Origin of the sequence: Pseudomonas sp. 7-41, assembly GCF_021233075.1 — a bacterium.
Lineage (GTDB): Bacteria > Pseudomonadota > Gammaproteobacteria > Pseudomonadales > Pseudomonadaceae > Aquipseudomonas > Aquipseudomonas veronii.
Window position 1 is genome coordinate 1 of sequence record NZ_CP089551.1, and the last position, 18304, is coordinate 18304.

The 18304-nt window shown below is 61.8% G+C and carries 17 protein-coding genes; 7 read left to right on the top strand and 10 right to left on the bottom strand.

Annotated elements, in window-relative coordinates:
- Both rep and LQ249_RS00010 read left to right on the top strand, forming a co-directional pair.
- Positions 1 to 2010 carry a DNA helicase Rep gene (gene rep / locus LQ249_RS00005; RefSeq protein ID WP_046381655.1) on the top strand — a complete coding sequence of 670 codons (2010 nt, stop codon included), beginning with the start codon at positions 1 to 3 and terminating at the stop codon, positions 2008 to 2010.
- 58 nt (positions 2011 to 2068) lie between these two features.
- On the top strand, positions 2069 to 2641 hold the full coding sequence (locus LQ249_RS00010) for a xanthine phosphoribosyltransferase (protein ID WP_017846032.1): 573 nt from the start codon (positions 2069 to 2071) through the stop codon (positions 2639 to 2641).
- A 131-nt stretch (positions 2642 to 2772) separates the two neighbouring features.
- Here LQ249_RS00010 and LQ249_RS00015 read toward each other — a convergent pair whose 3' ends face one another.
- From LQ249_RS00015 to dadA, 6 genes are all read right to left on the bottom strand, one after another.
- Complete coding sequence (locus tag LQ249_RS00015) at positions 2773 to 4695, bottom strand: acetyl-CoA hydrolase/transferase C-terminal domain-containing protein (protein WP_232566096.1); 1923 nt, start codon at positions 4693 to 4695, stop codon at positions 2773 to 2775.
- A 136-nt stretch (positions 4696 to 4831) separates the two neighbouring features.
- Positions 4832 to 5245 carry a c-type cytochrome gene (locus tag LQ249_RS00020; protein WP_026139909.1) on the bottom strand — a complete coding sequence of 138 codons (414 nt, stop codon included), beginning with the start codon at positions 5243 to 5245 and terminating at the stop codon, positions 4832 to 4834.
- 181 nt (positions 5246 to 5426) lie between these two features.
- Positions 5427 to 5975: a cupin domain-containing protein gene (locus tag LQ249_RS00025; protein WP_046381653.1), complete on the bottom strand. Its 549-nt coding sequence runs from the start codon at positions 5973 to 5975 to the stop codon at positions 5427 to 5429.
- Positions 5976 to 6091: 116 nt separating this feature from the next.
- The gene (alr, locus tag LQ249_RS00030) at positions 6092 to 7165 is read right to left on the bottom strand and encodes an alanine racemase (RefSeq protein WP_046381652.1); all 1074 of its coding nucleotides are present in this window, start codon (positions 7163 to 7165) and stop codon (positions 6092 to 6094) included.
- A 79-nt stretch (positions 7166 to 7244) separates the two neighbouring features.
- A complete protein-coding gene (locus tag LQ249_RS00035; RefSeq protein ID WP_017846037.1) occupies positions 7245 to 7598 on the bottom strand; it encodes a RidA family protein in 354 nt (117 codons plus the stop codon).
- Positions 7570 to 8871 (bottom strand): D-amino acid dehydrogenase, encoded by a 1302-nt coding sequence (gene dadA / locus LQ249_RS00040; protein WP_017846038.1) that lies wholly within the window; start codon positions 8869 to 8871, stop codon positions 7570 to 7572. The genes LQ249_RS00035 and dadA overlap by 29 nt, the downstream gene beginning before the upstream one ends.
- A 155-nt stretch (positions 8872 to 9026) precedes the next feature.
- Between dadA and LQ249_RS00045 the strand changes: the two genes are divergently transcribed.
- On the top strand, positions 9027 to 9515 hold the full coding sequence (locus tag LQ249_RS00045; protein ID WP_017846039.1) for an Lrp/AsnC ligand binding domain-containing protein: 489 nt from the start codon (positions 9027 to 9029) through the stop codon (positions 9513 to 9515).
- Positions 9516 to 9562: 47 nt separating this feature from the next.
- Here LQ249_RS00045 and LQ249_RS00050 read toward each other — a convergent pair whose 3' ends face one another.
- Positions 9563 to 9916 (bottom strand): YkgJ family cysteine cluster protein, encoded by a 354-nt coding sequence (locus LQ249_RS00050; protein WP_017135860.1) that lies wholly within the window; start codon positions 9914 to 9916, stop codon positions 9563 to 9565.
- Positions 9917 to 10030: 114 nt separating this feature from the next.
- Between LQ249_RS00050 and LQ249_RS00055 the strand changes: the two genes are divergently transcribed.
- Positions 10031 to 11323, top strand: a complete 1293-nt coding sequence (locus tag LQ249_RS00055; protein WP_046381651.1) for an NAD(P)/FAD-dependent oxidoreductase — start codon at positions 10031 to 10033, stop codon at positions 11321 to 11323.
- A gap of 1 nt (position 11324) precedes the next feature.
- Here the strand turns inward: LQ249_RS00055 and LQ249_RS00060 are convergent, their stop codons facing one another.
- Positions 11325 to 11549 (bottom strand): DUF1127 domain-containing protein, encoded by a 225-nt coding sequence (locus tag LQ249_RS00060; protein ID WP_017846042.1) that lies wholly within the window; start codon positions 11547 to 11549, stop codon positions 11325 to 11327.
- 165 nt (positions 11550 to 11714) lie between these two features.
- On the opposite strand from LQ249_RS00060, the gene LQ249_RS00065 reads away from it, so the two are divergent.
- Both LQ249_RS00065 and LQ249_RS00070 read left to right on the top strand, forming a co-directional pair.
- Positions 11715 to 13139 (top strand): aminotransferase-like domain-containing protein, encoded by a 1425-nt coding sequence (locus LQ249_RS00065; protein ID WP_046385149.1) that lies wholly within the window; start codon positions 11715 to 11717, stop codon positions 13137 to 13139.
- 62 nt (positions 13140 to 13201) lie between these two features.
- Entirely contained in the window at positions 13202 to 14770 is a 1569-nt protein-coding gene (locus LQ249_RS00070) for a phospholipase D family protein (protein WP_169881725.1), read from the top strand.
- Positions 14771 to 14855: 85 nt separating this feature from the next.
- On the opposite strand, the gene LQ249_RS00075 is transcribed toward LQ249_RS00070, so the two are convergent.
- Both LQ249_RS00075 and LQ249_RS00080 read right to left on the bottom strand, forming a co-directional pair.
- Positions 14856 to 15998, bottom strand: coding sequence for an MFS transporter (locus tag LQ249_RS00075; protein ID WP_057004015.1), 1143 nt, complete (start codon positions 15996 to 15998; stop codon positions 14856 to 14858).
- Between the two features lie 161 nt (positions 15999 to 16159).
- Positions 16160 to 17653, bottom strand: a complete 1494-nt coding sequence (locus LQ249_RS00080) for an aldehyde dehydrogenase (protein WP_046381649.1) — start codon at positions 17651 to 17653, stop codon at positions 16160 to 16162.
- Positions 17654 to 17883: 230 nt separating this feature from the next.
- Here LQ249_RS00080 and LQ249_RS00085 point away from each other — a divergent pair, with 230 nt between their 5' ends.
- A complete protein-coding gene (locus LQ249_RS00085) occupies positions 17884 to 18246 on the top strand; it encodes a cupin domain-containing protein (RefSeq protein ID WP_046381648.1) in 363 nt (120 codons plus the stop codon).
- Positions 18247 to 18304 lie beyond the last annotated feature (58 nt).

Here is an 18304-nt window from a genome sequence, read left to right on the forward strand (position 1 = left end):
ATGTCCCGACTCAATCCCCGGCAGCAAGAAGCCGTGAACTACGTCGGCGGCCCTCTATTGGTGCTCGCCGGTGCTGGCTCCGGCAAGACCAGCGTGATCACCCGCAAGATCGCGCACCTGATCCAGAACTGCGGCATCCGCGCCCAGTACATCGTCGCCATGACCTTTACCAACAAGGCGGCGCGGGAAATGAAAGAGCGGGTCGGCACCCTGCTCAAGGGTGGCGAAGGCCGCGGCCTCACGGTGTGTACGTTCCACAACCTGGGGCTGAACATCATCCGCAAGGAGCATGTGCGGCTGGGCTACAAGCCGGGTTTCTCGATCTTCGACGAGACCGACGTCAAAGCCCTGATGACCGACATCATGCAGAAGGAATACGCGGGCGACGACGGCGTCGACGAGATCAAGAACATGATCGGCGCCTGGAAAAACGACCTGGTCCTGCCGCCCGAAGCCCTGGAAAACGCGCGCAACCCCAAGGAACAGACCGCCGCCATCGTCTACACCCACTACCAGCGCACGCTCAAGGCGTTCAACGCGGTGGACTTCGACGACCTGATCCTGCTGCCGGTAAAGCTGTTCCAGGAACACGCCGACATCCTCGAGAAGTGGCAGAACAAGGTACGTTACCTGCTGGTGGACGAATACCAGGACACCAACGCCAGCCAGTACCTGCTGGTGAAGTTGCTGATCGGCAAGCGCAACCAGTTCACCGTGGTGGGCGACGATGACCAGTCGATCTACGCCTGGCGCGGCGCCCGCCCGGAAAACCTGATGCTGCTCAAGGACGACTATCCGTCCCTGAAAGTGGTGATGCTGGAACAGAACTACCGCTCCACCAGCCGCATCCTGCGCTGCGCCAACGTGCTGATCTCGAACAACCCCCACGAGTTTGAAAAACAACTGTGGAGCGAGATGGGCCATGGCGACGAGATCCGCGTGATCCGCTGCCGCAACGAAGACGCCGAAGCCGAGCGCGTGGCCGTGGAAATCCTCAGCCTGCACTTGCGCACCGACCGGCCCTACAGCGACTTCGCGATCCTCTATCGCGGCAACTACCAGGCCAAGCTGATCGAGCTGAAACTGCAGCACCATCAGGTGCCGTATCGTCTGTCCGGCGGCAACAGCTTTTTCGGACGCCAGGAAGTCAAAGACCTGATGGCCTACTTCCGCCTGATCGTCAACCCGGACGACGACAACGCCTTCCTGCGCGTGATCAACGTACCGCGTCGGGAAATCGGTTCGACCACCCTGGAAAAACTCGGCAACTACGCCACCGAACGCAAGATCTCGATGTACGCCGCCACCGACGAAATCGGCCTGGGCGAACACCTGGACACGCGCTTCACCGATCGCCTGTCGCGCTTCAAGCGCTTCATGGACAAAGTGCGCGAGCAATGCGCCGGTGAAGACCCGATCAGCGCCCTGCGCAGCATGGTCATGGACATCGACTATGAAAACTGGCTGCGCACCAACAGCTCCAGCGACAAGGCCGCGGACTACCGCATGGGTAACGTCTGGTTCCTGATCGAAGCGTTGAAGAACACCCTGGAAAAAGACGAAGACGGCGAAATGACCGTCGAAGACGCCATCGGCAAGCTGGTGCTGCGCGACATGCTCGAGCGCCAGCAAGAAGAGGAAGACGGCGCCGAAGGTGTACAGATGATGACCTTGCATGCGTCCAAGGGCCTGGAATTTCCCTACGTGTTCATCATGGGCATGGAAGAGGAAATCCTCCCGCACCGCTCCAGCATCGAAGCCGACACCATCGAGGAAGAACGGCGCCTGGCCTACGTGGGCATTACCCGCGCACGCCAGACATTGGCCTTCACCTTTGCCGCCAAGCGCAAGCAATACGGCGAAATCATCGATTGCGCCCCCAGCCGATTCCTCGACGAACTGCCGCCGGACGACCTGGCCTGGGAAGGCAACGATGACACCCCGACCGAGGTCAAGGCCGTTCGCGGCAACACCGCCCTGGCGGATATTCGCGCGATGTTAAAGCGCTAGAATCGACTATTTTTTAATCTACTTTCGGCGCACCGTGCGCCATTAGAGGAAGCGTTCCGTGGAAGCACTGCACAAGAAAATTCGCGAAGAAGGCGTCGTGCTTTCCGATCAGGTACTCAAAGTCGACGCCTTTCTGAACCATCAGATCGACCCGGCACTGATGAAACTGATCGGCGACGAATTCGCCGCGCTGTTCAAGGATTCGGGGATCACCAAGATCGTCACCATCGAAGCCTCGGGGATCGCCCCGGCAATCATGACCGGCCTGAACCTCGGCGTGCCGGTGATCTTCGCCCGTAAGCAACAGTCCCTGACCCTGACCGAAAACCTGCTGTCGGCAACGGTGTATTCCTTCACCAAGAAAGTCGAAAGCACCGTAGCGATCTCGCCGCGCCACCTGACCAGCAGCGACCGCGTGCTGATCATCGATGACTTCCTGGCCAACGGGAAGGCGTCCCAGGCGCTGATCTCGATCATCAAGCAGGCCGGTGCCACCGTTGCCGGCCTGGGGATCGTGATCGAGAAGTCGTTCCAGGGCGGGCGTGCCGAGCTGGATGCGCAGGGTTATCGGGTTGAATCGCTGGCGCGCGTGAAGTCGCTGAGCGGTGGTGTCGTCACCTTCATCGAGTAATCGCTGACGGAACCCGGTTAAACATGTGGGAGGGGCGGTGCGACGATTCGACTTGCCCCCGATAGCAGTGGCTCAGCCAACACATTTGTGTGACTGATACACCGCTATCGGGGGCAAGCCCCCTCCTACATTTAGTGCGCGGTGGCCTGGAGGCCGGCGAGCAACAGCCGCTGATACACGTCCTCTTTTAGCCCTTCCGGTTGGTCCAACCCCATCCGCTTCAGATGCTCGGGAAACGCCTCCGGCTCCGGCGCATCCAGCGCCGCCTTGCCCAGGTCGAAAATCTCGCTCAGCTTGAATTTGCTCTTGAGCCAGTTCAACCCCCGCAACAGGTCCCGTTCGACATCCGTGAAGTCGGTGCCCAGCGGATACTCCGGAAACAACCGGCGATGCCGGGCCTGAAGGCTCTGGAGCCGCTGCGGAGTGTTGTCGGTAAAGCGCGGGTCCAGCTGGAAATCCCGGGGTAGCTTGCCGGCCTCTTGCGCCTGCTCGATCAAGTCGCCCTGGAACCTGGAGTCGGTGATGTTGAGCAACGCCTCAATTACCTTGGCATCGGTCTGACCGCGCAAGTCGGCAATTCCGTATTCGGTGATGACAATGTCCCGCAGGTGCCGTGGGATCGTGCAATGGCCGTATTCCCACATGATATTGGAACTGACCTCCCCCGCCGCCTCGCGCCAGCTGCGCAACATCAGGATCGCGCGCGCGCCTTCGAGCGCGTGGGCCTGGGCAACAAAATTGTACTGCCCGCCCACGCCACTGAGCACGTGGCCACCTTCCAGTTGGTCGGCAACCCCGGCGCCGAGCAAGGTCACCACGATCGCGCTGTTGATGAACCGCGCATCCAGACGCTGCAAACGCTTGAGTTCCTCCTGCCCGTACAGCTCGTTGATGTAGCTGATGCGCGTCATGTTGAACGCCTGACGCTTGGCGAGGGTCATGTCCTGCAAGCGTTGGTAAAAACTACGCGGGCCAACGAAAAAACCGCCATGGATCGAAATGCCGTCGGGCTGGGCCGCATCATCGAGCAGGCCGGCATTTGCCTGTTCCTGCGTCGCCACATCCGGGTAGACCTTGCGCCGCACAATCCCCGCATCCGCCAGCACCAGCAGGCCGTTGACGAACATTTCGCTGCAACCATAAAGGCCTTTGGCAAACGGCTCGACGCCCCCTTCACGGCTGATCAGCGCCGCCCAGCGGTACACATCGAGGTCGGTCAGCAGCAGCCGATAGGCTTCGTTATCGGCCTGGCGCGCAAGCAAGGCGGCGGTCAGCGCATCGCCCATCGAACCGATACCGATCTGCAAGGTGCCGCCATCGCGCACCAGGGTGCTGGCATGCAGGCCGATAAAATGGTCCTGGAAACCCACCGGCATATTCGGTGTGGAGAACAGCGTGCTGCTGTCCTTTTCATCGAGCAGGTAGTCGAACGCATCCATGCCCAACTCCGAATCCCCAGGCATGTAGGGCAAATCGGTGTGGACCTGGCCGACCATCAGCACGGTTTCCCCAGCGGCGCGACGCTTGGCGATCATCGGCAGCAGGTCGAGGGTGACATCGGGGTTGCAGCTCAGGCTCAGCCGGTCGGGGTGCTCGGCGCTGCTGGCCACCAACTGCGCCACCAGGTTCAGGCCGGCGGCGTAGATATCGCGCGCGGCATGGCTGTAGTTGCTGCTGACGTAGTCCTGTTGCGCGGATTGGCTATGAAGCAGGCTGCCGGGCTGCATGAAAAATTGCTGGACGTGGATATTCGCCGGCAGGCTGTCCTTGTGCAGATCGGCGAGATAATCCAGCTCGGGATAATCGCCAAACACCCGCTCGGTAAACGGTTCCAGGAAGCGCTTCTGCAAGCCATCGCCCAACGCCGGGCGACCCAGGCTCAAGGCGGTGTAAATCGTCAGCGCCCGCTCCGGCAGCTTGGCGATACGTCGGTACAGCGCGTTGACGAACAGATTGGGCTTGCCCAGGCCCAGGGGCAGGCCCATGTGGATATGCGCTGGCAAGCGCGCGAGTACGTCGTCAACGGCTTGCTCGATTGAACATAACTGCACCATCCGACCCTCCTGAACATTTGATGATTAGGGGTTGGATAGAGAGTGGCCCGTCTTGGTTGCAAAGAACAGCCTCAACCCTCGATCGCAGGCACAAAAAAGCCGCTCGTAAGCGGCATTTTTGACGAAGATCGCTGGATTACAACCCGGACATCTTCTTGATCGCACCTTTCAGATCAGCATCCGTGCAATCAGCACAGGTGCCTTTTGGCGGCATGGCATTGATACCCGTGATCGCCTTGGCCAGGATGCCGTCGAGGCCGCCCTGGTGGTCGGCGCGGTCTTTCCAGGCGGCGGTGTCGCCGATTTTCGGAGCACCCAACAGGCCGGTTCCGTGGCATGCATTGCAGTGCTTGGCAATGATCTCATCCGGTGTTTTCGCACCGCCGCCGCCGCCCGCTGTTGCGGCGACTTCCATCCCCTTGCACTCCTGCCCCTGCACACACACTTGGCCAACAGGCTCCAAGCGCTTGGCAATGTCATCATTGGTCGCAGCTTGAGCGCTGACAGCCCATAGGGCCAGTACGGTTGCTGGTGCAGCCAGCATTTTCATAATTAGGTTCACGCGTTCACCCTCAATGGTGGCTATTCACGCCTGCGGCCACGGTTTCGCAGGCGGCGAAAGTATAACGGTTAGCCCGTCTGGCTGAAACAACCCTATTAAGCAAAGGGAGATTCAGTCTCACGGAATACGCTGCGGGAGTCTCTGCAATGCTGGCAGGACGCCTCTTCTGTCAAAAGTTCGCGGGCGTGGCTGCGCTGATTAGTCGCGCCGGCACATCGAACGGATTACGAAAACGATGGGGCTTGGTGCTTTCAAAGTAGTAGCTATCGCCAGCTTCGAGCACAAAAGTTTCAAGACCGACGACCAATTCCAGGCGACCTTCCACCAGAATCCCGGTTTCTTCGCCTTCGTGGGTGAGCATTTCTTCGCCAGTATCGGCGCCAGGCGGGTAAATTTCGTTGAGAAACGTGATCGCCCGGCTCGGATGTGCGCGACCCACCAGTTTCATGGTGACGGCGCCGTCGGAGATATCAATCAGCTCGTTGGCTTTATAGACGACCTGGGTCGGTATTTCCTGGAGGATTTCCTCGGAAAAGAACTCGACCATCGACATGGGAATGCCGCCCAGCACCTTGCGCAAGGAACTGATGGAAGGGCTGACACTGTTTTTTTCGATCATCGAAATGGTGCTGTTGGTGACACCCGCACGCTTGGCGAGCTCGCGCTGGGAAAGACCCTTCAGTTTACGGATGGATTGCAGTCGTTCGCCGACGTCCAATGCGGGAGCCTCCTAGGATTCAGGCTTTGTTGTAATTGAGCGTTATCATGGCGACAGCGTTCAGTATTTACAACACTTGGGCCTAAATCCTCCCCTGCACCGTTCGTAGAGGCCGATCAAGCCCCGGAATAGAGCCTTGGCACGCGGCGCAGGTTGCAGAAGATCTGGTAGGGGATGGTCTCGGCGGCGGCCGCGACGTCACTGGCGAGGATGTTCTTGCCCCACAGCTCCACGGTGGAACCGAGGCCGGCCTGGGGCACGTCGGTGAGGTCGACGCACAGCATGTCCATGGACACCCGGCCGAGCAATTGGCTGCGCTGCCCCGCCACCAGCACCGGCGTGCCGGTGGGGGCGTGACGTGGATAACCGTCGGCATAGCCCATGGCAACCACGCCGACCCGCATCGGTTTCGGCGTGATGAATTTGGCACCGTAGCCCACCGGCTCGCCGGCCGGCAGTTCGCGCACGCAGATGACTTTCGATTCCAGGGTCATTACCGGCTGCAAGCGCGCGGCGGTGGCCTGGTCTTCACCAAACGGCGTCGTGCCGTACAACATGATGCCGGGGCGTACCCAGTCGCTGGGCACCTTCGGCCAGCCCATCACCGCCGGCGAATTGCGCAGGCTGACCTCGGCCGACAGCCCCTGGCGCGCCGCTTCGAACACCGCCACTTGTTCATTGCTGCGCACGCAATCGAGCTCATCGGCGCGAGCGAAGTGGCTCATCAATACGATCTTCGCCACCTTACCGCTGGCGAGCAGGCGCTGGTACGCCTCGTGGTAGTCCTTGGGGTGCAGGCCGACGCGGTGCATGCCCGAGTCCAGTTTGAGCCACACGGTGAGGGGCTTGCGCAAGGCCGCCTGCTCGATGGCCTCCAGTTGCCACAGCGAATGCACCACGCACCAGAAATCATGCTCGACGATCAGCGGCAGCTCGTCGGCTTCGAAAAACCCTTCCAGCAGCAATACCGGCGCGCGGATACCGGCAGCCCGCAGCTCCAGTGCTTCCTCGATACAGGCCACGGCAAAACCATCGGCCTCGGCTTCCAGCGCCTGGGCCACGCGCACCGCGCCATGGCCGTAGGCATCGGCCTTGATCACAGCGAGGGCCTTGGCCCCCGTGACTTCACGGGCCAATTGGTAATTGTGGCGCAGGGCTTGGAGGTCGATCAGGGCACGGGCAGGACGCATGGCGGCAGGCTTCTAGGCGGCAGAGTGAAAAAAAACCGGCACCGACCAACCGCATCGGTACCGGGAGAGGGATCGTTGCTTAAGGCAGGGCGGCCACGACGGACAGCTCCACCAGGATTTGTGGCTCGCACAGTTTCGCTTCAACCGTGGCGCGGGCCGGAGCGACGCCTTTGGGCAGCCATGCGTCCCACACCGCGTTCATGCCGGCGAAGTCGGCGTCGATGTCTTTGAGGTAGATCGTCACCGACAGCAGCTTGCTTTTGTCAGTGCCGGCCAAGTCCAGCAAGCGCTCGATATTGGCCAGGGTTTCACGGGTCTGTTGTTCAATCCCGGCACTCAGGTCGTCGCCGACTTGCCCTGCCAGGTACACGGTGCCGCCGTGGGCAACGATCTGGCTCATGCGCTCATTGGTGAGCTGGCGCTGGATTGACATGTTTTGCAGACTCCTGGTGGTTGCCATAACGGGAAATATCGAGGCCTTCGGCACTGATCTGCGGCGTTTTCTTGGCCATCAGGTCAGCCAGCAAACGACCGGAGCCGCACGCCATGGTCCAACCGAGGGTGCCGTGGCCGGTGTTCAGGAACAGATTCTTGAACGGGGTGGCACCGACAATCGGCGTACCGTCCGGTGTGGTCGGACGCAGGCCGGTCCAAAAGATCGCTTCGGTCAGATTGCCGCCCTGAGGATAAAGGTCGTTGACGATCATCTCCAGGGTTTCACGCCGACGTGGGTTCAGCGACAGGTCAAAACCGGCGATTTCAGCCATGCCGCCGACACGGATGCGGTTGTCGAAACGGGTGATCGCGACCTTGTAGGTCTCGTCGAGAATGGTCGACGTCGGCGCCATCGCCGGGTTGGTGATCGGCACGGTCAGCGAGTAGCCCTTGAGCGGGTACACCGGCGCCTTGATCCCCAGCGGCTTGAGCAACTGCGGCGAATAACTGCCGAGGGCCAGGACGTAGCGGTCGGCGGTTTCCAGCTTGCCGTCGATCCACACACCGTTGATGCGATCACCGGCGTGGTCGAGGCGCTGGATGTCCTGTTCGAAACGGAACTCCACGCCCAACTGCTTGCACATGTCGGCCAGGCGCGTGGTGAACATCTGGCAGTCGCCGGTCTGGTCGTTCGGCAGGCGCAGGGCACCGGCGAGGATGTCGGTGACACTGGCCAGGGCCGGTTCGACGCGGGCGATGCCGGCACGGTCAAGCAATTCGAACGGCACGCCGGACTCTTTCAACACGGCGATATCTTTGGCAGCGCCATCGAGCTGCGCCTGGGTGCGGAACAGTTGGGTCGTACCGAGGCTGCGGCCTTCGTAGGCAATGCCGGTTTCAGCGCGCAGTTCGTCGAGGCAATCGCGGCTGTACTCGGACAGGCGGACCATGCGCTCCTTGTTCACCGCATACCGGCTGGCGGTGCAGTTGCGCAGCATCTGCGCCATCCACAGGTATTGGTTGATATCGGCGGTGGCCTTGATCGCCAGCGGCGCGTGGCGTTGCAGCAGCCACTTGATGGCCTTGAGCGGCACACCCGGCGCGGCCCATGGCGAGGCGTAGCCTGGAGAGACCTGGCCGGCGTTGGCGAAACTGGTTTCCATGGCCGCGGCTGGCTGGCGGTCGACCACGACCACCTCAAAACCGGCTCGCGCCAAATAGTAGGCACTGGTCACACCAATGACGCCGCTACCCAAGACCAGAACGCGCATTTTTATATCCTCATCGCGGCTTGACCGCCGACGTGTGTTGTTCGAGCAATGATGTGAGCAGTATAAAAAGCAATCACCAGTGCATTTCACTATATAAATGCCTATATTTGGCGACAATTCTTGGCAACAACCCTTTTCACAGAGGCGTATCCCCTATGCGTACCAACACCCAGACCAAACGGGAGCTGGACAAGATCGACCGGAACATCTTGCGCATCCTACAAGCCGACGGGCGCATTTCGTTCACGGAGCTGGGGGAAAAGGTCGGACTATCGACCACCCCCTGCACCGAGCGCGTGCGCCGCCTTGAGCGTGAAGGGATCATCATGGGCTACAACGCACGCCTCAACCCCCAGCATTTGAAGGCGAGTTTGCTGGTATTTGTCGAGATCAGCCTCGACTACAAATCCGGCGACACCTTTGAAGAATTCCGCCGCGCCGTGCTGAAATTGCCCCATGTGCTGGAGTGCCACTTGGTCTCGGGGGACTTCGACTACCTGGTGAAAGCGCGGATCTCCGAGATGGCCTCGTACCGCAAACTGCTCGGCGACATCCTGCTCAAACTGCCCCATGTGCGGGAGTCCAAGAGCTATATCGTGATGGAAGAGGTGAAAGAGAGCCTCAATCTGCCCATCCCCGACTGACTGACACAACCGGGTCAATGTGGGAGGGGGCTTGCTTACTCCCACATTTAGACCAGCACCTGCCGGGTACTCGCCATGTATTCGTGGATCTGCTTCTCCACCCGCGGGTGAATCAGCTCCACCGGCCGCCGTCCATTGGGGCACGGCAAGGTCTTTGTGGTGCCGAAAAGCCTACAGATCAGCGGGCGCTCGTCATACACCGTGCAGCCATTGGGCCCCAGGTGTACGCAGTTCAACTCGTCCATGGCAGCTTCCTGTTCGGCAGCGGTCTTACGCGGCAGGCGCGACATTTCCTCGGGGGAAGTCGTCACCGGCCCACAGCAATCGTGGCAACCGGGGACGCACTCGAACGAGGGAATCTGTCGGCGCAATGCGCTGATTTTCTGACTGTTGCAACTCATCGAAACACGTACCGAACGGCGAATAGGCGTGGATTCTGCCGCAAAACCTCGCGGTGAGACAGCTTCGTCCGACCGCTGTATCCTGCGTCAAATTTTCCAAACGGGGATGTTCCCATGACTGCCAGCGCCCGGCACACCGCTTCCTACTACGCCGCCAGCAGCCTGCCGCAACCCGACTATCCGGCGTTGGCCGGCGAAACGGTGGCCGACGTGTGCGTGATCGGCGGCGGTTTTTCCGGGCTCAACACCGCGCTGGAACTGGCCGAACGCGGGTTCAGCGTGGTGCTGCTGGAAGCGCGCAAGATCGCCTGGGGCGCCAGCGGGCGCAATGGCGGCCAGTTGATCCGCGGCGTTGGCCATGGCCTGGAGCAATTCACCAACGTGATCGGCACCGACGGCGTGCGCCAGATGAAACTGATGGGCCTGGAGGCGGTAGAAATCGTGCGCGAGCGCGTCGAGCGTTTCCAGATCGCCTGCGACCTGACCTGGGGCTACTGCGACCTGGCCAACAAACCCCGCGACCTGCTCGGCCTCGCCGAAGACGCCGAAGAATTGCGCAGCCTGGGCTATCGCCACGAAGTACGCCTGCTGCAAGCCAGCGAAATGGGCAGCGTGATCGGTTCCGAGCGCTACGTGGGCGGCATGATCGACATGGGCTCGGGCCATCTGCACCCGCTGAACCTGGCCCTCGGCGAGGCAGCTGCCGCCCAAAAACTCGGCGTGCAACTGTTCGAACACTCCGAAGTGACGCGCATCGACTACGGCCCCGAGGTCAACGTACACACCGCCCGCGGCAATGTGCGCGCCAAGACCCTGGTGCTGGCCTGCAACGCCTATCTGAAGGGGCTCAACCCACTGCTGAGCGGCAAAGTGCTGCCGGCCGGCAGCTATATCATCGCCACCGAGCCGTTAAGCGCCGCCCAGGCGGCCCAATTGCTGCCGCAAAACATGGCGGTGTGTGATCAGCGGGTGACGGTGGACTACTTCCGACTGTCTGCCGACCGTCGTCTGCTGTTCGGCGGCGCCTGCCACTATTCCGGGCGCGACCCCAAGGACATCGGCGCCTACATGCGGCCGAAGATGGTGCAGGTGTTCCCCCAACTGGCCGACGTGAAGATCGACTATCAATGGGGCGGCATGATCGGCATCGGTGCCAACCGCTTGCCGCAGATCGGCCGATTGGCAGATCAACCCAACGTGTATTACGCCCAGGCCTACGCCGGTCATGGCCTCAACGCGACACACCTGGCGGGCAAGCTGCTGGGCGAAGCCATCAGCGGCCAGCAGCAGGGACGTTTCGATCTGTTCGCCCAGGTGCCGCACATCACCTTCCCCGGCGGCAAGCACTTGCGCTCGCCGCTGTTGGCGCTGGGGATGCTCTGGCACCGGTTGAAAGAACTGGTGTGACTCAACTGCGCCAGAACGGCTTCAAGCCTTCCTGGCGCGCCTGCTCGGCGGTCAACCCGATATCCCGCAGTTGCTCGGCAGTCAGCTCCAGCAGCACCTTGCGCGTGTGGCGACGGTGCCAGAACAGGCTCCAGCGGTTGCGGGTCGGGGCCGACATCGCCCGCGCCTGCCCCGCTTCGAGTTCCTGGCCGTGTAACGTCAGCCGCACATCGCTCATGCCGTTCATTTTGTCGTCCTCATTTGCTGGTTGCCATGAGTGACTAGAATGAGCGAGTGGACAAAACCATTACAGATTCAACCAATTTTTATTAAATCCATACAGATACTGCCCACGAGTGGCTGAATCCTGTATTTTCCCAGAATCTGTACTGGTCCCCTGGGAGTGATCACCGTGACCCTTTACGTCAACCTCGCCGAATTGTTGGGCACCCGCATCGAACAGGGCTTCTACCGCCCCGGTGACCGGCTGCCTTCCGTAAGGGCCTTGAGTGTCGAGCACGGGGTCAGTTTGAGCACCGTGCAGCAAGCGTATCGCATGCTGGAAGACAACGGCCTGGCGATGCCGAAGCCCAAGTCCGGTTACTTCGTGCCCGTCGGCCGTGAGCTGCCGGCCTTGCCCGAAGTCGGCCGCCCGGCCCAGCGCCCGGTGGAAATTTCCCAGTGGGACCAAGTGCTCGAGTTGATCCGCGCGGTACCGCGTAAAGATGTCGTACAGCTGGGCCGCGGCATGCCGGATGTGTTGTCGCCCACCCTCAAGCCGCTGCTGCGCAGCCTGGCCCGCGTCAGCCGGCGCCAGGACCTGCCGGGGCTGTATTACGACAATATCCTCGGCTGTATGGAGTTGCGCGAACAAATCGCCCGACTGTCATTGGATTCCGGCTGCCAGTTGACCGCCGAAGACATCGTGATCACCACCGGCTGCCATGAGGCGCTGTCTGCCAGCATCCGCTCCATCTGCGAGCCGGGGGATATCGTTGCGGTGGACTCGCCGAGCTTCCACGGCGCCATGCAGACCCTCAAGGGCCTGGGCATGAAAGCCCTGGAAATCCCCACGGACCCGCTCACCGGCATCAGCCTCGAAGCCCTGGAACTGGCGCTGGAACAGTGGCCGATCAAAGTCATTCAACTGACCCCCAACTGCAACAATCCTTTGGGCTACATCATGCCGGAGGCACGCAAGCGGGCGCTGTTGACCCTGGCCCAGCGCTTTGACGTGGCGATCATCGAAGACGATGTGTATGGCGAACTGGCCTACAGCTACCCGCGCCCGCGCACCATCAAATCCTTCGACGAAGATGGCCGCGTGTTGCTCTGCAGCTCGTTCTCGAAAACCCTGGCGCCAGGCCTGCGGATTGGCTGGGTCGCGCCGGGCCGCTACCTGGAGCGGGTGTTGCACATGAAATACATCAGCACCGGCTCCACCGCGACCCAGCCGCAGATCGCCATCGCCGAATTTCTCAAGGGAGGCCATTTCGAACCGCATTTGCGGCGGATGCGTACTCAATACCAACGTAATCGCGACATGATGCTCGACTGGGTCAGCCGTTATTTCCCCGCCGGCACCCGCGCCAGCCGACCTCAAGGCAGCTTCATGCTGTGGATCGAGCTGCCGGAAGGTTTCGACACCCTCAAGCTCAACCGGGTGTTGGTGGAACAAGGCGTACAAATCGCCGTGGGCAGTATCTTTTCCGCGTCCGGCAAGTACAGGAATTGCCTGCGCATGAACTACGCTGCCAAACCTACGCCGCAGATTGAAGAAGCGGTGCGCAAAGTCGGCGCCGTCGCGAGCAAGATGCTGGCCGAGGCCGCCGACTGACCTTTCCGGGAAAATAGCCGTCCTATGTCGACAACCGCCCTGATCTGGAAACGGTGCCCTTGATGACTCGACGGCTTTTAGCGTTTTTCCTGTTGGGCGCCCTGGCCCTGGGCGGCTGCGCCACGGTGAATGTGCCGCGCATCCCCAGCGATGCCCTGCCGGCGACGCAGTCGTCGTTCGGCCGTTCGATCCAGGCCCAGGCCGCGCCGCATCAGGGCCGCTCCGGCTTTCGCCTGCTGCCCAACAGCAGCGAGGCGTTCATGGCCCGCGCCGAACTGATCCGCAACGCCCAGACCAGCCTCGACCTGCAGTACTACATCGTCCACGACGGCATCAGCACCCGCCTGCTCGTGGATGAACTGCTCAAGGCCGCCGACCGTGGCGTGCGTGTGCGTATCCTGCTGGACGACACCACCAGCGACGGCCTCGATCAGGTCATCGCCACCCTCGCCGCCCACCCCAACATCCAGATTCGCCTGTTCAACCCGCTGCACCTGGGGCGCAGCACCGGCGTGACGCGCGCCATGGGGCGCCTGCTCAACCTGTCGCTGCAACATCGACGCATGCACAACAAACTGTGGCTGGCGGACAACAGCGCGGCCATCGTCGGCGGGCGCAACCTGGGCGACGAGTATTTCGACGCCGAACCCAACCTTAATTTCACCGACATCGACATGCTCAGCGTGGGCCCGGTGGCCGAGCAACTCGGCCACAGTTTCGACCAGTATTGGAACAGCGCCCTGAGCAAGCCCATCAATGAATTCATCTCCAACCTGCCGTCCAAAGGCGACCTGACCAGCGCACGCCTACGCCTGGAAGAATCCCTGGCCCAGTCGCGCCAACAGAACCACGCCTTGTACAACCGCCTGCGCACCTACAAGACCGAACCGCGCCTGGACATCTGGCGGCGCGAGCTGATCTGGGCCTGGAACCAGGCGTTGTGGGACGCCCCGAGCAAGGTACTCGCCAAGAATGATCCGGACCCGCGCCTGCTGCTGACCACCCAACTGGAACCGGAACTCGAAGGCGTCAACCATGAGTTGATGATGATTTCGGCGTATTTCGTGCCGGGGCAGCCGGGCCTGGTGTACCTGACCGGTCGCGCGGACGCGGGCGTCTCGGTGAGCCTGCTGACCAACTCCCTCGAAGCCACCGACGTGCCGGCCGTACACGGCGGCTACGCGCCCTATCGCAAGGCGCTGCTGGAGCACGGCGTGAAACTCTATGAGTTGCGCCGCCAACCCGGCGCACCCCGCACAGGCAGCGGGCCCCACCTGTTTCGTCGCGGCCTGTTCCTCGGCTCGGACTCCAGCCTGCACAGCAAGGCGATGATTTTTGATCGGCAGAAATCGTTTATCGGCTCGTTCAACTTCGACCCGCGTTCGGTGCTGTGGAATACCGAAGTCGGCGTGCTGGTGGACAGCCCTGAGCTGGCCGAACACCTGCGCAATCTGGCGCTGCAAGGCATGGCGCCAGCATTGAGCTACGAGGCGAAATTACAGGATGGCCAGGTGGTGTGGACCACCGAGGATAACGGGCAACCGCACACCCTGACCCGCGAGCCGGGCAGCTGGTGGCGCCACTTCAATGCCTGGTTCGCCACCTCCGTCGGCCTGGAACGCATGCTGTAGGAGCGAGCTTGCTCGCGAAGAACGCAAGAACACCACACTTAACCAGACCGTACCCGTCATCGCTAACGCCTTCATCCCCTCGCGCCTAAGCGGGCTGCGCGGCGCCAAACGCCCCCTGGCGCAACAACAGCACCACCAACCCCAGCGCCCCGGCCGCCATCAGCCACGGCAATGCATGCCCGCTGATCCACTGGCTGCCCGCACCGGCCACCAGCGGCCCGATCAGGCAACCGATGCCCCAGAGCTGCGCCACGTGGGCATTGGCGCGCACCAGCGCATCGTCGCGGTAACGCTCGCCGATCAGGATCAACGACAAGGTGAACAAACCACCCGCACTCGCGCCGAACAGCACCCACACCGGCCAGATCAGCAGCGTGTGCATCAACAACGGGACTGCCAGGCTCGCCCCCAGCAACAGCAGCGCGCAGCTCAAGAACAGCGTGCGCCGCGGCAGGTAGTCGGCCAGTGCGCCGATGGGCAGCTGCAGCAACGCATCGCCCACCACCACCGTGCTGACCATCGCCAGGGCGATCTCGGCCGTGAAGCCTTGCTGCAGGCAATACACCGGCAGCAGCGTCAGGATCATCGCCTCGAACGCCGCGAATAACGCCACCGCCCAGGCAATCGCCGGCAGGCTCCGACAGAAGCGCCACAGCTCGGCAAACGTCACGCTGAAGGACTCGGCGGTCGGCGCCCCGGAACGCCCCAGCAACAGCAACGGCGCCAGCGTCAACAGGCCCACGCCCACCCAGAACCCATAGTCATGATCGGTGCCCAGCACGCCCAACAGCAGCGGCCCCGACAGCTGGCTCAGCGCATAGGTGCAGCCATACAGCGCCACCAGCCGGCCGCGCCATTGCTCCACCACCAACTGGTTGATCCAGCTTTCGCCAAGAATGAACACGATGGTCAGGATCACCCCGATCATCAGCCGCAGCACCAGCCACACCGGGTAGCTCGGCAGGATCGCCAACAGACCGATGGACACCGCCCCCGCCCACAGGCACAGGCGCATCAGATGCGCAGTGCCCAGCCAGGACGCCAGCCGACTGGAAACCTTCGCCCCCAACAGCACGCCGAAGGCCGGCATCGCAGCCATCACTCCAATGGCGAAGCTGCCGTAGCCCCAGCCTTCCAGACGCAGGGACACCAGCGGCATGCTGACGCCCAACGCCAGACCAACGCTGAGCACCGAGGCCAGCACGGCGAAATAAGTCGCCCAACGCATTTCCACGCTCCTGTGGATAGTTTTTTCAGGGCTGCAAACGAACTGTAGGAGCGCGCTTGCTCGCGAAAAACGCCAACGATAACGCGTGCTGTCTGGTTGAACGCGGCGTCTTTGAGTTCTTCGCGAGCAAGCTCGCTCCTACAGGGGACCTGCGGTGTTGCTTAGAGCTTGATCCAGGTCGCCTTCAGCTCGGTGTACTTGTCGAACGCATGCAGCGACTTGTCGCGACCGTTGCCCGACTGCTTGAAGCCACCAAACGGCGCGGTCATGTCACCGCCGTCGTACTGGTTGACCCACACGCTACCGGCGCGCAGTGCCTTGGCGGTGAGGTGCGCCTTGGAGATATCCGCCGTCCACACCGCCGCGGCCAGGCCGTATTGGGTGTCGTTGGCGATGGCGACGGCTTCTTCGGCGCTGTCAAAAGTGAGCACCGAGAGGACCGGGCCGAAGATTTCTTCGCGGGCGATCTTCATCGCGTTGGTCACTCCGTCGAAAATCGTCGGCTCGACGTAAGTGCCGCCGGTCTCTTCCAGCGTGCGCTTGCCGCCCGCCACCAATTTGGCACCGTCGGCATGACCGGCTTCGATGTAGGACAGCACGGTGTTCATCTGTTGAGTGTCCACCAGCGCGCCGACGTTCGTGGCCGGGTCCAGCGGGTTGCCTGGCTTCCAGCCCTTCAGCGCGGCGATCACCAGCGGTAGGAATTTATCCTTGATGGAGCGCTCCACCAGCAGACGCGAACCGGCGGTGCAGACCTCGCCCTGGTTGAAGGCAATCGCGCCGGCGGCGGATTCGGCGGCGGCTTGCAGATCCGGAGCATCGGCGAACACGATGTTCGGGCTCTTGCCGCCCGCTTCCAGCCATACACGTTTCATGTTCGATTCGCCGGAGCGGATCAACAGCTGTTTGGCGATTTTGGTGGAGCCAGTGAACACCAGGGTGTCGACATCCATGTGCAGCGCGAGCGCGTTACCCACGGTGTGGCCGTAGCCCGGCAGCACGTTGAACACGCCTTTTGGAATACCGGCCTCAACGGCCAGGGCCGCGATGCGGATGGCGGTCAGCGGGGATTTTTCAGACGGTTTGAGGATCACGGAGTTACCGGTCGACAGCGCCGGCCCGAGTTTCCAGCAAGCCATCATCAGCGGGAAATTCCACGGCACGATGGCGGCAACCACTCCGACCGGCTCACGGGTCACCAGACCCAGCTGATCGTGAGGGGTGGAAGCGACTTCATCGTAAATCTTGTCGATGGCCTCGCCGCTCCAGCTCAGGGCATTCGCCGCGCCGGGTACGTCGATATTCAGGGCGTCGCTGATCGGCTTGCCCATGTCCAGGGTTTCCAGCAGCGCCAGCTCTTCGGCATTGGCCTTGAGCAACGCGGCGAAACGGATCATGGTGGCCTTGCGCTTGGCCGGCGCCAGGCGCGACCAGACACCGGAATTGAACGTGGCGCGGGCATTTTCCACGGCGCGCTGGGCGTCGGCGACGTCACAGCTGGCAACGCTGGTCAGCAGGCGGCCATCGACGGGACTGATGCATTCGAACGTGTCGCCGGAAACGGCGGCGGTGTACTCGCCATTGATATAGGCGCGGCCTTCGATCTTCAGATCCTTGGCGCGTTGCTCCCAGTCGGCACGGGTCAGGGTGGTCATGCGAGTGTCCTCCTCTTATTGAATACAAGGGCCAGGCGATGTACCCCGGCAGCCTCAAAGAATGCTTGCCCCGCCAGCCAGTTGTTCGGCTCAAGGCAACTGCCACCCTAAACCAGCGGCTGGGGATGTATCAATATATTTGACATAACGCCGGTAAACGCCCTTGCGATGTTCATTTTAATAAACATAGACTTTGGGCTCTCCAACCGCAGGCCAGACGGGACACGCACATGAGCATCCAGGACATCGTCGACTTCAGCCAAGCCAACACCGCCCCCGATCGCTACCTCCCTGCCCCGGAAAAAATCCTCAAGGGCAATCCCGAGCAAACGATCTACAACCACTACAACAGCCCGTGCGGCCAGATGAGCGCCGGCGTCTGGGAAGGCGACGTCGGGCAGTGGAAGGTCAACTACACCGAACATGAGTACTGCGAGATTGTGCAGGGGGTTTCCGTACTGCGCGATGCCGAGGGCAACGCCAAGACCTTGCGCGCCGGCGACCGCTTCGTGATCCCGGCCGGCTTCAGCGGCACCTGGGAAGTGCTCGAGCCCTGCCGCAAGATCTATGTGGTGTTCGAACAGAAGGCCTGATCAGCAAATCCTGCGCAAAAAAAAGCCCGAATCGTGAGAAACGGGCTTTTTTTCACAA